Annotated in this window: 16 protein-coding genes; 13 read left to right on the top strand and 3 right to left on the bottom strand. The window is 50.9% G+C overall.

Annotation, left to right across the window (positions count from 1 at the left end):
* Nucleotides 1-68 precede the first annotated feature (68 nt).
* From LMED105_RS10220 to LMED105_RS10205, 3 genes are all read left to right on the top strand, one after another.
* On the top strand, nucleotides 69-839 hold the full coding sequence (locus LMED105_RS10220) for an SDR family NAD(P)-dependent oxidoreductase (protein WP_040513195.1): 771 nt from the start codon (nucleotides 69-71) through the stop codon (nucleotides 837-839).
* A gap of 27 nt (nucleotides 840-866) precedes the next feature.
* A complete protein-coding gene (locus tag LMED105_RS10215; RefSeq protein ID WP_008250888.1) occupies nucleotides 867-2,030 on the top strand; it encodes an acyl-CoA dehydrogenase family protein in 1,164 nt (387 codons plus the stop codon).
* Between the two features lie 613 nt (nucleotides 2,031-2,643).
* Entirely contained in the window at nucleotides 2,644-3,276 is a 633-nt protein-coding gene (locus LMED105_RS10205; protein WP_008250884.1) for a membrane protein, read from the top strand.
* On the opposite strand, the gene LMED105_RS10200 is transcribed toward LMED105_RS10205, so the two are convergent.
* The gene (locus tag LMED105_RS10200; protein WP_008250883.1) at nucleotides 3,213-4,886 is read right to left on the bottom strand and encodes an aminotransferase class III-fold pyridoxal phosphate-dependent enzyme; all 1,674 of its coding nucleotides are present in this window, start codon (nucleotides 4,884-4,886) and stop codon (nucleotides 3,213-3,215) included. The genes LMED105_RS10205 and LMED105_RS10200 overlap by 64 nt on opposite strands.
* Nucleotides 4,887-4,948: 62 nt before the next feature.
* Here LMED105_RS10200 and asd point away from each other — a divergent pair, with 62 nt between their 5' ends.
* The 8 genes from asd to LMED105_RS10160 all read left to right on the top strand — a co-directional run bounded on the left by asd (nucleotide 4,949) and on the right by LMED105_RS10160 (nucleotide 11,894).
* A complete protein-coding gene (asd, locus tag LMED105_RS10195) occupies nucleotides 4,949-5,821 on the top strand; it encodes an archaetidylserine decarboxylase (protein ID WP_198006837.1) in 873 nt (290 codons plus the stop codon).
* Between the two features lie 20 nt (nucleotides 5,822-5,841).
* Nucleotides 5,842-6,585 (top strand): hypothetical protein, encoded by a 744-nt coding sequence (locus tag LMED105_RS10190; protein ID WP_008250881.1) that lies wholly within the window; start codon nucleotides 5,842-5,844, stop codon nucleotides 6,583-6,585.
* A gap of 51 nt (nucleotides 6,586-6,636) precedes the next feature.
* Nucleotides 6,637-7,086, top strand: coding sequence for a hotdog fold thioesterase (locus LMED105_RS10185; RefSeq protein ID WP_008250880.1), 450 nt, complete (start codon nucleotides 6,637-6,639; stop codon nucleotides 7,084-7,086).
* Nucleotides 7,087-7,089: 3 nt separating this feature from the next.
* On the top strand, nucleotides 7,090-7,470 hold the full coding sequence (locus tag LMED105_RS10180; RefSeq protein ID WP_008250879.1) for a DUF2237 family protein: 381 nt from the start codon (nucleotides 7,090-7,092) through the stop codon (nucleotides 7,468-7,470).
* A gap of 8 nt (nucleotides 7,471-7,478) precedes the next feature.
* On the top strand, nucleotides 7,479-8,351 hold the full coding sequence (locus LMED105_RS10175; RefSeq protein WP_050771212.1) for a class I SAM-dependent methyltransferase: 873 nt from the start codon (nucleotides 7,479-7,481) through the stop codon (nucleotides 8,349-8,351).
* A gap of 39 nt (nucleotides 8,352-8,390) precedes the next feature.
* On the top strand, nucleotides 8,391-9,716 hold the full coding sequence (locus tag LMED105_RS10170; RefSeq protein ID WP_040513192.1) for a DUF1329 domain-containing protein: 1,326 nt from the start codon (nucleotides 8,391-8,393) through the stop codon (nucleotides 9,714-9,716).
* 109 nt (nucleotides 9,717-9,825) lie between these two features.
* On the top strand, nucleotides 9,826-11,253 hold the full coding sequence (locus LMED105_RS10165) for an AarF/ABC1/UbiB kinase family protein (protein WP_008250870.1): 1,428 nt from the start codon (nucleotides 9,826-9,828) through the stop codon (nucleotides 11,251-11,253).
* Nucleotides 11,254-11,480: 227 nt separating this feature from the next.
* Nucleotides 11,481-11,894: a hypothetical protein gene (locus LMED105_RS10160; RefSeq protein ID WP_008250868.1), complete on the top strand. Its 414-nt coding sequence runs from the start codon at nucleotides 11,481-11,483 to the stop codon at nucleotides 11,892-11,894.
* Nucleotides 11,895-11,935: 41 nt separating this feature from the next.
* Here the strand turns inward: LMED105_RS10160 and LMED105_RS10155 are convergent, their stop codons facing one another.
* Together LMED105_RS10155 and LMED105_RS10150 are read right to left on the bottom strand one after the other, a co-directional pair.
* Nucleotides 11,936-13,000 carry an MBL fold metallo-hydrolase gene (locus tag LMED105_RS10155; RefSeq protein WP_008250856.1) on the bottom strand — a complete coding sequence of 355 codons (1,065 nt, stop codon included), beginning with the start codon at nucleotides 12,998-13,000 and terminating at the stop codon, nucleotides 11,936-11,938.
* A 17-nt stretch (nucleotides 13,001-13,017) separates the two neighbouring features.
* Nucleotides 13,018-13,287 carry a hypothetical protein gene (locus tag LMED105_RS10150; protein WP_008250850.1) on the bottom strand — a complete coding sequence of 90 codons (270 nt, stop codon included), beginning with the start codon at nucleotides 13,285-13,287 and terminating at the stop codon, nucleotides 13,018-13,020.
* Nucleotides 13,288-13,467: 180 nt separating this feature from the next.
* Here LMED105_RS10150 and LMED105_RS10145 point away from each other — a divergent pair, with 180 nt between their 5' ends.
* Entirely contained in the window at nucleotides 13,468-14,172 is a 705-nt protein-coding gene (locus LMED105_RS10145; protein ID WP_008250848.1) for a dienelactone hydrolase family protein, read from the top strand.
* Between the two features lie 22 nt (nucleotides 14,173-14,194).
* On the top strand, nucleotides 14,195-14,704 hold the full coding sequence (locus LMED105_RS10140; RefSeq protein WP_156799655.1) for a hypothetical protein: 510 nt from the start codon (nucleotides 14,195-14,197) through the stop codon (nucleotides 14,702-14,704).
* Nucleotides 14,705-14,796 lie beyond the last annotated feature (92 nt).

Below are 14,796 nucleotides of genomic sequence, written 5' to 3'. Positions count from 1 at the left end.
TTTCTGCGTTAACCTTCCGGGTAATGGAGTATTTATTTCATAAAAACAGCAGTTTTGGAGACTTTTCAATGAATCTGAATAACTTGGTGGCAGTGGTAACCGGTGGTGCGTCTGGCTTGGGTTTGTCAACAGTCGAACAATTCGTGGCTGCCGGTGCGAAAGTGGCCGTGTTCGACATGAACGAAGAGGCGGGTAAGGCCGCGCAAGCCGCACACCCCGGCAAAGTGATTTTTCAGAAAGTGAACGTGGCCGATGCGGGTTCAGCCCGTGCGGGTATTGATGCAACCATGGCTGCGTTTGGCGCCATTCACATCGCAGTGAATTGTGCAGGCGTGGGCACCGCTGGTAAAACGCTGGACCGCGACAGCAAGGCACTGCCTTTGGAAGCTTTCGCAAAAACCATCAACATCAACCTGATTGGTACCTTCAACATTGCAAGCCTGGCCGCTGAAGCCATGGCCAAGAACGCACCCGATGAAGACGGCCAGCGCGGCGTCATTATCAACACGGCGTCTGTTGCTGCATTTGACGGCCAAACCGGCCAAGCGGCCTACTCAGCCAGCAAGGGTGGTGTGGTTGGCATGACCTTGCCCATGGCCCGCGATTTGGGTCGTTACGGCATTCGTGTCATGACGATTGCCCCAGGCATTTTCGATACACCGATGATGCAGGGCGTTTCCGAAGAATACCGTCAACCGCTGATTGCCATGGTTCAAAATCCCAAGCGTTTTGGCGCGCCTGCCGAATACGGCCGCCTGTGCGTCAGCATTGTAGAAAACAATTACCTGAACGGTGAAACCATCCGCATTGATGGCAGCATCCGCATGCAGGCGAAGTAATAGAAGCATCTGAAAAAAGGAATCATCATGGGTACAGCAGACCAATTCAAAATGGCTGAAAATGAAGACATCACCTTGTTTCGGGACATGTTGTTGCGCTGTCTTGAAAAAGAAGTGATTCCGCATTACGACCAGTGGGAGAAAGAGGGCTGGATGCCCAAGGAAACCTGGCTGATGCTGGGTGCCGCCGGCATGTTGGGCCCTGACATGCCCGAAGAATTTGGCGCAGCCGGTGCACCATTCGAAGTAGCCCTGATGATTCTTGAAGAAACCTGCCGTTTGAATTTGCATTCACTGAGCACGGCGCTGAACGTGCACGCCAACATTGTGATGCCTTACATCAACAACCTGGGTACGGCTGAGCAGAAGGCGCAGTGGTTGCCCCGCATGGTCACAGGCGAAATCGTCGGTTCAATCGGCATGACTGAACCCGGCGCTGGCAGCGACTTGGCTGGCATGCGAACCAATGCTGTTCGCGATGGCGACGAGTGGGTGATCAACGGCTCGAAAACCTTTATCACCAACGGTTTGCATTGTGGCCTGATCGTATTGGCCGCAAAAACCGACACCAGCAAAGGTGCTAAGGGTATTAGCCTGTTTTTGGTGGACAGCAGCTTGCCTGGCTTCAAGAAAGGCAAGGGCATCAAGAAAATGGGCCAACATTCCAACGACACGGCGGAGCTGTTTTTCGACAACTTGCGCGTGCCTGCCAACGCCTTGCTGGGCGAAGAAAACAAGGGCTTCATTTACTTGATGCAGGAATTGCCACGCGAGCGTCTGGGCTTGGGTTCGCAAGCGGTGGGTGCCTGTGAAGGTGCCATGGCCATTACTGCGGACTATGTGACCCAGCGCAAAGCGTTTGGCAGCACCATTGCCCAGTTTCAAAATACCCGATTCAAAATGGCGGAACTGCGCGCGCAACTTGAACTGACCAAAGCGTACTTGAAGCAGTGTGAAGCGCGGTTCAAATTGGGTGCCATGACCACTGAAGAAGCCTCTATTTTGAAATTGATGTCCACTGAGTTGCAGGTGAAATTGACGCACGAATGCTTGCAGCTGTTTGGCGGCTATGGCTACACCGAGGAATATCCAATTTCGCGATTCTTCACTGATGCACGGGTGCAAACCATTTATGCGGGCACGTCGGAAATCATGAAGGAAGTGATTGCGAGAGGCGAGCTCGGTCGATAAATCGACGGTTGCCAATTCATCGCCAACTCGTCGGGGTTACCTGCTTCCTCACTGAAAACCGCTTAGTCCCTTTTTGAATTAATTCTTGCTCACAGACCTCGGCAAAAAACATGGCCGAGGTCTGTGTCGGCTTGCAGCCGAACGCAGCGAACGAATTCAAATGGGGCGGTTTTCTCTATGTTCGGAACAGGCTAACCCACTGCCGAGTTGGCTAATTCACCGACGTTAGCGAACACACTCCGGCCAATCAGCGCGCTAGTGTGCAATTGGTCACCTGTGATGTTCACGCTCAATCAGCAGCGATGTCCCAATCGCTTCGCCTTCAAGAAAACCTGCCCGTTTGAATTCATCCGCCACGGTCGGCCAATGGCCGGCACCGAGACTCGGCCCGCTTTTTTGCCGAGCGAGGTGAGTCAGGGTGAATTTCAATAAGGGGTCAACAGGTTTTCTGGCGAATGATTGGGATTCGCGCTGGTTGGGCCAGTAACTGCGCTGGTTGAGCCAGTAATCGGGCTGATTGTGGCAGCCTTGCGATGATTCGACACAAAACCGCAACATCACACTGGCATAAAGGGAAGTTAGTACTTTTTCAACACTTCCTTGTATCGCCTAAATGAAAAAAATCTTCGAGACTTTGCACGAACAGCGCTGGGACGACCACCGCTATTATCACCACAGCCGTATCAATCAAAGCCTGCACTTGCTCAGCGCGCTGTCTTTCCTGTTTGGCTACGTATTGTTGTTTATCGATCCAGTATCCGCAGCCTTGGTGGCATGGTTGGTGGCCATGACAAGTCGCCAAATCGGTCATTTCTTTTTCGAGCCCAAAACCTACGACTATGTGAACGATGCCACGCACGATCACAAAGAAGACATCAAAGTGGGCTACAACCTGCGCCGCAAAGTTATCTTGCTGAGCATTTGGGGTGCCTTGCCGATTTTGATCTGGTTTAGCCCGTCTACCTTCGGATTGTCTCCCACTGGTGCAGACATGACCAGCTTTGTGCGCAGTGTGGGTGAATCGTGGTTGTGGCTGGGCTTGGGTGGTTTGGTGTTTAGAACCATTCACCTGTTCTTCATTCGTGACATCGAAACAGGTTTGGTTTGGGCCCTGAAAATTATCACCGACCCATTCCATGACGTGAAGATTTATTACAAGTCGCCGTTCTATCTGCTCAAAGGTCAGTTGATTGATCCCATGGACGATGTCAAGGCACGCCAGGTTTCTTTAAGTACACGCCGCTGAATCTTCTTGTTGCTGTTGCAGGCCTCGCTGGTGTCCCACCATCCGTCGGCCTGCATGTAACGGGCTGCTTGAATAAAGCGGTCACAAAACACATCAAAGTCTGCATCGGTGTAGTTGTGGCTGAAAATCATTCGCCCCGAACCTACCCAACTCAGCATCACGCCAGCTTGCAACAGGTAAAACTGAAACATCCAGTTAAAGCGCGACGGCGTGTTGTACAAAATCGTGAATATTGAAGTCATGTTTTGTACTTCAACTGGCAATTCCAGCTCCGTCAGTCGTTTGTTCAATGCAGCACGTCGTGTATTCCAGGTGGTGTCCACATTCTGATACATCCGTTCTATTTCAACGCTGTCGATGTGCTTCAAAAACAGGTTCATGGTTTGCATCACATAGGGGTGCGAATTGAATGTGCCCCGTGCAAAGCAGATGTCTGCTGGCTTGTTGTTGCGATAGCGCTTCATTAACTCGGCCTTGCCGCACAACACACCCACGGGCAAGCCTCCGCCCAGTGTTTTGCCATAGGTCACCATGTCAGCACGCACACCAAAATAATCCTGTGCGCCACCTTTGGCCAAGCGGAAACCCAAAAACACTTCATCAAGAATCAACACGATTCCATTTTCTGTGCACACCTGTCGAAGTTGCTTCAACCATTGGGTATAAGCCTCTTTGTCATAACTCGCTTTGCGACCACTGCTGATCAGGGCTGAATCGCCCGGCGCATTGGTGTTGGGGTGCAAGGCTTGCAGCGGATTCACCAGTACGCAGGCAATGTCCTTTCGGCTGGCCAGCACATGCAATGTGCGTTGGCTCATCTCCTGCAATGTCAATGTTCTGTTCGCGCTAACAGGGTTGCCAATTCCAGGCTGAACATCGCCCCACCAACCATGATAGGCGCCGGCAAAACGCACAATGCGTTGGCGGCCAGTGTGGTATTGCGCAAGGCGCACGGCCTGCATCACGGCTTCCGTACCACTCATGTGATATGAAATTTCGTCCTGACCAGCCAATGCCAGAATTCGGCGTGTGTTGTCCAGCACCACTGGGTGGTAGGGGCCAAGCACCGGGCCAAGCTGGTCCATGTCAACAGCCGCCTGCCGTATAAAGCTTTTGTAGGTGTCGTAGCCCAACAGGTTTGTACCGTAGGCACCAGTCACATCAATGTACTCATTGCCGTCGATATCCCACAGATGAACCCCTTCCGATTTACTGAGAAACAGCGCCGGCAAAAGGTTCTCATTGACCATGTTTCTGAATTGAAAGGGCACACGGTACTTGTGCGTAAATTGCGCGTCAGAAATACTGCTGATTGCTTGTTCCAGCAAACGTTTGCCTTGCGGGGCCCGTCTCAGCAAATCTTGTGACAAGCTTTGAAAGCCCTTGCGACGTTTCTCGACGAGCAAATCATCGGCACCGTCACAATTGAAAAATGAATCTGCTTCCAGGCTGTAATGCGGTATCAGCTTCGACACACGCTTGGCCATGCGCACATGCCCACTGAGTCCGGGGTGTTTCGCGCGCGACAATTGAAGCCGGCGGTGTGCTTTCAATACAAGGTATGCGCTGGCGCTGGCGCCAATCAGTAAAGTCAGGCTGTCAAGGTTCATACACATTTCTGTCAAATACAACAGGTATGGTTGTACGCCATCTCGGTGACAGGCTGATTAAATTGCAAAAAAATACACAGGCAACTTCTGCGCTTCAAGCGTCCCGCATTCAGTTGCAGGAAAGTGCCAACTTCATGTTGACCAATCGAATTCCCCGCTTGTTCAGCTCCTGGTTGATGGGCAAGGTCAGCAAAATCAAACACCCGTGGTTTGCACAACCAGCCTTGTGGTTGTGGCGCCATTTTGCAGATTTAAGCTTGCACGAAGCGCAAAAGCAGCAATTCAACTCCATTCACGATTGCTTCACTCGCGCACTCAAGCCGGGTGTGCGGCCAGTGGCGACGAATGCCCTTGGCACCTGCCCCTGCGATGGAATTCTGGGTGCCCATGGCTTGGTTGAGAACGGCAGTCTCCTCCAAGTAAAAGGCTTCCCTTACGCCATAGAAGAGCTACTGGTAGACCCTGTATTGGCCATGAAATTCCATGGTCATCGATACCTCACCATTCGGATTACGGCCAGCATGTATCACCGAATGCATTCGCCACTGGATGGGGTGGTGGAGCAAGTGGATTACATTCACGGGGACACATGGAATGTGAACCCAGTGGCACTGAAGCGGGTAGAGAAGCTGTTCTGTAAAAATGAACGGGCGGTGTTAAGCGGTAAAACCGCACAAGGCGAGCCTTTCGCAATTGTGCCGGTGGCGGCAATATTAGTGGCTGGCATTCGTTTGCACTGTACTGGCCGTGTATTCAATCAAAATGACCGCGGGCCTCAACGTGTGCGTACCCACACACCCATTCACAAAGGTGAAGAACTGGGGTGGTTTGAGCACGGTTCAACCATTGTATTGTTGGTGCCACCACACTGGAATCTGGCTCAGGGCCTGGCTGAAGGAAGCCGCGTGTTCATGGGGCAAGCCCTGTTCGAATAATTCGGTTATTCTTGCGCCCTATGGACATATTGATCAGCGAAGAAAAGGGCGTTCGCCAACTTCATTTTGGCAGTGACTGGGTGCAAGGGGCCATGCGAATCGCAAGGCCGTATGCGCTCGAGCTTGAATACACCCGTGAAATGATGGCCCCGTTACTCTTGAACCCCGAAGCAAACTGGCCGCGCAATGCCCTGTTCGTGGGTTTGGGGGTGGGTGCACTGCCCAAGTTTTTACACAAGCACAGGCCCGGTTGCAAAATTACCGTGGTGGAAATATCACACGCAGTGGTTGCGGCTGCACAAATGCATTTCAAGCTGCCGCCCTTATCCCCGAACTTTCAGGTTGAAGTGAATTGCGGTGCCGACTACATGGCCAGTGCAGTGAGCAAAACTGACCGTCAATTTGATTTGATCATGGTGGATGGTTTCGATGGCAAAGCCAAAGTTGGCCCCTTGAATTCAACTGCGTTTTACTTGAACTGCAAAGCCTTGTTGAGCGAGCAGGGGTATTTTGTGGCGAATCTGTTAAGCAATCAGAAAGATTCCACTCAAAGTAAACAACGCCTGCTGGACGCATTCGACGGTCATGCCATGGCCTTGGCGCCTTGTGCCAGCGGCAATGTGATCGCGCTGGCCCATGTGGGTGCTGGTTTTTTCTCCATCGAGGCTGATTTGTATGCCAATTGCCATCGATTGAAAGAAGAAACTGCCCTGAATTTGTCCAATACAGTGGCCAAACTAATCGAGGCCACTCCAAAAGTTTAAATTGCATGCCTAAAATAGGACACAAATTAAACTTAAAGAGACTTCGCAGCCATGCAAAAAGATCAACAACCCATTTGGTTTTCCACGCCCGATCTGGAAAACATGAATGCCATGTGTAAAAACACAGCCTGTGAGGCCATGGGCATTGAAATCACCGAAGTAGGGCCTGACTATATTCGCGGTACCATGCCAGCCGATAGTCGTACATTTCAGCCATTTGGGCTGGTTCACGGCGGGGCAAATGTGGTGCTGGCTGAAACCCTGGGCAGCATCGCGGCCAATTTGATGGTCGACAACAGCAAATTTTATTGTGTTGGGCAAGAGGTCAACGCCAACCATTTGCGTGGCGTTAGAAGCGGCAAAGTAACAGGCACTGCCAAATTGTGGCATGCCGGCAAAAGTTCTCAAGTCTGGAGTATTGAGTTACATGATGACGGCGGAAAACTCAGTTGTATTTCCCGACTCACCATGGCTGTTGTGCCTGTTCCCGGTTCAAAATAACTCATGTCGAAAGTCACTGTGAAACAAGATAAAAACGTGCTTGGCGGCCCCTTGCTCGCCTGTTCCTATGCGCCCCTTACCGGTTTTATGCGAGATGGCTGCTGCAGCACTGGCCCCAACGATTTGGGTCGTCACGTCGTGTGTGCAAAGGTCACTCAGGAATTTCTGGAGTTCCAATTGCGCATGGGCAACGATCTTATCAGCCCCATGCCCCAGTATCGTTTCGCCGGGCTGAAGCCTGGAGACCGTTGGTGCGTATGTGCCAGCCGCTGGCTGGAGGCCTATGAAGCGGGTGTTGCTCCACCAGTGTATCTGGAGGGCACCAATCAAACTGCGTTGGAAATTGTGCCCCTGGAAACCTTGCTTGAACATTCAATCGTGTAAAGGATCTTATGGTTAAAAAACTTGCCTCGCAGTGGCTTTCTGCAGCCCGTATAAGTCCCACGGCCTTGTACACGGGGCAGGTTTGGCAATCTACTGGTCGATCCATTCCCGAACTTAAATCCATGCCGGCCAGTGCGCTTCACATGGCGCTGGCACCTTCCATGTTTGTGTCCAGAAGCTTCGGTGGGCCGACACTGGAGGATTTTTTGCTGGCCCGGCATGATCTCATCGACCACCATCTGACTGAATTGATTGAATCGGGCAAAGCCACTCAAATCATTGAGATTGCAGCGGGTTTGTCGCCCCGCGGCAGTCGTTTCGTTGAGCGTTACGGCGACAAAATTACTTATATTGAAGCCGACTTGCCAGGCATGGTTGCCCAAAAGAGAAAGTTACTGGCTACCCGGCTGCGTGCGTGCCCCAATCATCACGTCAAAGTAGTCGATGCTTTTGCAGAGCAGGGCGCACACAGCCTGGATGGTTTGGCCATGCAGTTGGATACCAGCCAAGGTTTGGTTGTGGTGACAGAAGGATTGTTGAATTATTTTGACAAAGATTCCGTGTTGAACCTGTGGGCCCGAATCTCTTCAACTTTGGCTCAGTTCCCGCAAGGGGCCTATCTTTCCGATATTCACTTGCAAGCCCAAAATTCAGATCCCCTCGCGCAGGCTTTTGTTGCCGGGCTTGGCATCTTCGTTCGTGGCAAAGTGCATCTTCATTTTGAGACAGCCGGTCATTTGCAATTGAGTATGGAAAATTTGGGTATGGCCTGCCAGGTACTCAAGCCCAGCGACTTTGCTCAGCAAATACCTGCGTGTTCAGGCAAAGGTGCAGACTTTTGTCGCATCTTGTTTGCGCGCCCTGCCAGTGCGGTAAAGTAGACGCACAACAAAAAATCAGAACCACCAGCAGGAGACAAAATGCGATTTGAATTATTGCGAGGCGTGTTGGCCTCGGCAGTGTGCTTTGCGCTCAGCGGCACGGTAGCAATGGCTCAGACAGGTTCAGTAAACGCCTTGGGTGCTGAAATAGCGGGCAATGCGGCCGGTACTATTCCGGAATGGACAGGCGGGCTTACCAAAGCGCCTGCTGGGTTTGATCCCAAGAAGGGCTACGTCGATCCATTTGCAGGTGAAAAACCCTTGTTTGTGGTGAATCAAAGTAATTTGGCCCAGCATGAAAAATTTTTGCCTGCGGGGCAAATCGCCTTGATCAAACGTTATGCAAACTACAGTATTCCCGTTTATAAAACGCATCGCACTGCTGCTTTTTCTTCAGAAATGATGACGAGCATCAGCACGGAATCTGGCAAAGCCAAGTTGGCGCATGGTGGTTTGGCGATTGAGGGTGTGCAATCTACCAGCGTGCCTTTTCCTCAGCCCAAAAACGGGCTTGAAGCAGTCTGGAATACTTTGCTTCGGCGCCCGGCACAAACGTTAAGGTCGCACACCGCGGGCTTTGTGGCAGGCAATGGCAGCAAGCCGATTACATTTGCCAGCAGCCAAACCATTGCTTGGGCGCCATCCATCGGCAAAGCAGGCAGTACCTTGTTGTTCGCGTTGATTGGCGAGTCTACAAAGCCTTCAGCACAATCGGGTGAAGCCCTGCTGGTGCTTGACACCCTGAATTTCAAAGAAGACACCCGCAACGCATGGATCGTGAATTCTGGCCAGCGGCGAGTATTGCGCGCGCCTGAACTTGTGCACGCTGCCCCGGCCGGAAATACCGATGCCTTGCGCACAGTGGACGACATTTACGGATTTAACGGTTCGCCCGAACGTTTTGAGTGGAAGTTGCTGGGCAAGCGTGAAATGTACATTCCTTACAACAACTACAAGCTCAGTGACAAAAGCCTGAAGTACGACAACATGATCAACGATGCTTTCGTGAAACCAGAATTAACCCGATTTGAGCTGCACCGGGTTTGGGTGATCGAAGGCACCTTGAAGCAGGGCGCAGAGCATATCTACTCCAAGCGCACCATGTATGTTGATGAAGACAGCTGGTACGTTGCCCTGATGGATCAATACGACACCAAAGGTGAACTGTGGCGCGTCAAAATGCTCTATTTGATGCAGGCGTACGATGCACCGGGCTTGTACACCTCTGGTGAAGTGCAGCATGATTTGAATGCACGTAAATCCGTATTCAGTGCATTCCAGAATGAAGAACCAGCCACAGAGTTCAATGTGCCTGTGAAGCCAGGAGACTTTACGCCCGCCGCACTGCGTAAATTGATGCGCTAACTTTGCGTGAAATTGCACCGCGATTTAGAGTGCTTTTTCATCAGTACCGGGCGACCAGCCACTACAATGTCGCCCAACTCACTTTGTATTCGCAAGGACCTTTCGCAGCATGGCTGAGCAGGACAAATCCGACAACGTAGAAGCCAATGCCAAAGCTGATGCCGATGGCAGCACCATGGATCGCATCAAAACCGGTGCATTCGAACGCAACGTTGCCTTGACACGCATGGGCGTGGGTGCGGGTGCCAAAATTGCCAGCCACACCGTGCGAAATTTCTTTCGTCGTGGTGATTCCAAAGACGAGGCCAACCGAAACTTCTACCGCGCTCAAGCCAAAGAACTGGCCGATGAATTGGGTCGTTTGAAAGGCAGCGTGATGAAGGCGGGGCAAATGTTGTCGTTGTATGGGCAATATTTTCTACCCGAGGAGGCTGTGGAAGTGCTGGCCACACTTCAGGACAACACGCCGGCAGTCAGCTGGTCATTTGTTGAGCCACAGTTGATTGATGCGTTGGGCGAAAAGACCATTGCAAAGCTCGATATTCAGCGAAAACCCATTGCTGCTGCATCTTTGGGGCAAGCGCACCTGGCCACCATCAAAGCGACCGGTGAACAGGTTGTGGTCAAGATTCAGTACCCCGGCGTGGCCAATGCCATCGACACCGATATACGTACTTTGTCCCGGTTAATTTCCGCGACTCGACTGGCACCCAAGGCACTTGATTTGACCGATGTATTCAATGAACTACGCGACATGCTCGTTCGTGAATGCGATTATCTGCAGGAGCGTGAGTTCACGGAAACTTTTCACGACCGGTTGGCAAACAACTCACGGTTTATAGTGCCCAAGGTTTACCCGGAGTTTTGCGCCCAACGCGTGCTGACAACACGTTATGAACCTGGATATTCTGTGTCTTCCAAAGAAGTGCAGGCCTTGTCGCAAAGCCGCCGAAATGCCTTGGCCAACAGTTTTGCAGAGTTGTTTGTGACCGAGTTTTTCGACTGGAATCTGGTTCAGACCGATCCTCATTTTGGAAACTACCGGGTCCGCATCGATTCTCAGGGTGAAAACGACCAAATCGTGACGCTCGATTTCGGGGCAACCCGTCCTTTCGACAAATCTTTTGTGGAAAGCTACGGACGCATCGTTCGGGGATCACTTCAGGCGGACAGGCGCGAGGTTGCCCAGGGCGTCTTGGAGATTGGTTTGATGGACGCCAGCACCCCACAATCATTTCTGGAGGGATTTGGCGACTTGACGGAACTGATTGTTGAACCGTTTCGAAAACCATTTGACCCCATGGTGCCTGATCGGCTTTACACCCCCGGTGGTGCCTATAGGTTTGGAGACACAGATTTGCCGGCGAGGGTTGGTCAAACTGCAGCATTGAAAATGATGTCCAAGCATTTCAAGATACCTCCGCAGGAAATTATATTTCTGCATCGTCGCATTGGTGGCGTACTCGTCACCCTGAAAACCTTGCGGGCTGAGCTGCGCCTGCATGAGTTACTTAAGCCTTATTTGGGTTTGAGTTAGTTCTAGAAACAACTCGATTTTCCTTTGTCCGAAATTATCAATTAAAACTCTGCTTTGACGCCAAAGCAGCAGGAACCTTTGTACCTTAGCGCGCTCTAAATGTGCGTTAATGGTTATCGCACTGCATATTAATTATCTTTATTGAGCATATAGAGTAATTTGCATTGCTCTGCCCATAGGCTTGTGGTCAAATAGTTCAAGTTGTCCTAGACAAAAAGGCGAACAAGATGTCAACAGCGCAAGACTCGATCGGTGTGGTGGTACTGGAGCCCAACAAACAGTTGTTGGACAAAATTTGTGCGTTCGCTCAAAAAGTATGGGGGCAGCATGAAGTGTTGCCGCGTCAAACTGGCAAGGAGCTGGCGTTGGCTGCCGAGAATCTGAATGTGGGTCTGGTGGTTGTGCGCGCCAGCTTCCAGCGTTCAAGTGCTTTGATTCAAAGCACTTTGCTGGACATGTATGCCGCGGGCTCACAAATTCTGGTTATTCAGGACACTCCCTTCAGGGTGTCGGAGACAAATTGGGCCTCTTTTGCGGGCCTTCACTTTTTGTCCGACAAAGCCACCGACGACCAGCTGAATGATCTGCTCACAATGACCTTGGTTCGTCACTGTATGCCCCAGTTCAACAAATTGATTTGACCTAGACAGACAATCTAAGTCATTTACAATTTCTTCAACTTTCAACGTAAATTAATCGTGTCGCCGTGGCCCAGTAGCTCAAAGTCGCTGGGTTGCACACTGTGTTTTTCCAAGGCAAGTTTCAAATCGCCAATGGGTTGATCGAGAGGTTCATCGGTCAGTTCAAAAGTACCCCAGTGGATACCCATGGACTTGGATGAACGAACATCTTTGTGAATTTGCACGGCCTCATCCGGGTTAATGTGTTGTGCTTTCATAAACCACCGAGGCTCGTAGGCACCGACTGCAATTGCGCTGAAGTCGAATGGACCCAAACGTTTTCCAATTTCTTCGAAGTCTTTGCTGTAGCCGGTATCGCCAGAGAAATAGAAGTTCAGCTTGGGGTTTTTCATCGTCCAGCCTCCCCACAGCGATTTATTTCTATCTGTCAGCGTACGCGCTGACCAGTGATATGCCGGTACGAAAGTAATCTGGTTCTCCCCGATGGTGTGAGTTTCCCACCAGTCCATTTCCTTGACGTTTTCAACACCCCAGCTTTTCAGCAGTGACTCAAGGCCAAGTGGTACAAGAAAAAGAGTATCAGGTTGTTGTTTGGCCAGTTTGACCACTGTGTTGTGATCCAGGTGGTCATAGTGGCTGTGGCTAATCACCACAACATCGATTTTTGGAAGGTTTTCAACACGGCTTGGCGATTGAACCTTTCGGGAAGGTCCAGCCCATTGCACTGGAAATGCGCGAATCGAAAAGTGGGGGTCGGTCAACATCGTAAAACCATTTGCACGAACCATTACAGTGGCGTGTCCTAGCCAAGTGGCTGTGGTTTCCGAGTATTTGGAAAGTTGGCTTTTGTCGAAGGCCTTCAGGGGGAAATCGGCATAACTGGCGATGAATTCGCCGGGAGGTGGTGGCAGGTCTTTGCCGAATCGTTCTCGGTACCAACGAAGCAGATCCGACATTGGTTTTGAAACAATCGTGCCATCCGAGTTCACAAAGCCATCAGGTCGATGGTGGGGTTTGCTTGAGTCGAAATATGGATTCGATGCGGCACAACCCTGTATTAAAAAACCTGCAATGACACTAAACAAACCAGCTACGACATACTTCATGATTCAACACGGATGAATTAGAGTTCCTTCCACTGTGTTGCGAGGTAAACAGCAACAGGCAAGCCGAAGTAGAGCAAACAAAGTACTCTGAAATGATCCAGTGATTCTACCGCAGTGCTGTTGTTTGTGTTCAATTCCAAACCACCCAATTGTCCGGGGTTTCCGGCAAAAGCCAGCTCTAGCGTGCTGCTGGTTTCAAACAAGGGTGCAATAAATGCAGGCTCCAAAACAAAGGCACAGCCCAATACCCACAGCACAAAAAACACAGTAAATCGCTTGATGCTCATCTTGAAAACTCCTTTCACTGTTTTTATATCGCCCTGGAAACAACTGTACAATAAACACTGTAACTGTGTACAGTATTTTTTCTTTTCTGTGGTTTTTTGTAGTCTTGTAAAGTGCGCCCGAACAATATCAGGCTGTTACAATCCAAGCTCACTTGTTTCGTCCACACAGAGAGGAGCTTTATGCAGTCTCAAAGAATCTCGATCAATGCCAAAGACGGCGGCCAGTTCGGTGCGTATCTGTCCCTTCCTCCCACAGGCAAAGGCCCGGGTATTTTGTTGATTCAAGAAATTTTTGGCGTAAATCAGCATATTCGTGAAGTAGCAGACCAGTACGCCAGCGATGGCTTTGTGGTGCTTGCTCCCGACGTATTCTGGCGCCAGGAAGCAGGTGTAGATATTGGCTACGACGACGCCGGTTTCAAAAAAGGATTTGGTTTGATGCAGGGTATGGACTTCCCCAAGGCGGTTGAGGATTTGTGTGCCGCTGCCAATGCATTGAAGGCGCGGCCTGAAGTCATTGGCAAAGTAGCGAGCCTGGGTTTTTGTATGGGTGGCATGTTGTCTTATCTGGTAGGCACTACACCAGGTGCTGTGGACGCAAGCATTTGCTATTACGGTGGTGGTATTCACACTGCACTTGATCGCGCACCACAGGCGAAAATTCCAATGTTGATGCACTTTGCCGAGAAAGATGGCTTCATCCCAATGGAAGCTGTTTCCCAAATTAAAGCGGCATTTGATTCCAATCACGGCGTGGAAATTCACACCTATCCGAATGTGGATCACGGCTTTAATTGTTGGGGACGTCCAATGTATCAACAAAAAGCGGCAGCATTGGCCAGGGGGCGATCGCTGGAGTTTTTGTCCCGAACTATCTCGGCCTGAGCCAATTTTGAAGGCGATCTTTTTGAAAGCAACCTCGGCGAGCGCCGCATCTCTGAGCAAGATCGTCTCAAAAGTCGTTGACGATTCATGGCGCAAGAACCCATTGCTGTGTTTGTTGTTTGCAGTCGGTGTTGTCGGTTCAATTGTATTTTGGACGCAATTGGGCGACTTGGCCTGGTTTGGTCAGCTTCTGCTGTTGATTGTCGTTGTGGCGGTGTCCTATGTCGCGGGCAGTGTATTGACCCGCGCATGGATGAGTTTTCAGCTGAAGGAAAGTTTGTTGAGCCTGGGCGGTCAGGAAGCGACCCCCGACTATCTGGCAGGCAATGACTTTTTCGAAACACTGGTCAACACGGTACACAGGTTGAATCAGCAGCAGCGTATGTTGTTGGCGGGTTTTGAAGAAGAAAAACGCCGCCTTCTCAGTGTCGAGAACTGCCTGAACGGTTTTGTAGTCGAGTTCAGCGTGACCGAGCAGGGGCGCGTGCGGGTCGAGAATGTTGACAATTCGATTGAACGTTTTTCTCACTGACCCGGGCTGAATTCATTGCCGATTGGACTCTTGTTCTCAAGCACATTGATTCAAAGTATCACGCTGCGATACGTACTGTATTGTCGCGCCCA

It is taken from the genome of Limnobacter sp. MED105 (genome assembly GCF_000170915.1).
Classification (GTDB): Bacteria; Pseudomonadota; Gammaproteobacteria; order Burkholderiales; family Burkholderiaceae_B; genus Limnobacter.
Note: the sequence above shows the minus strand (reverse complement) of the source record. Positions and strands in the feature narration are given on the sequence as shown.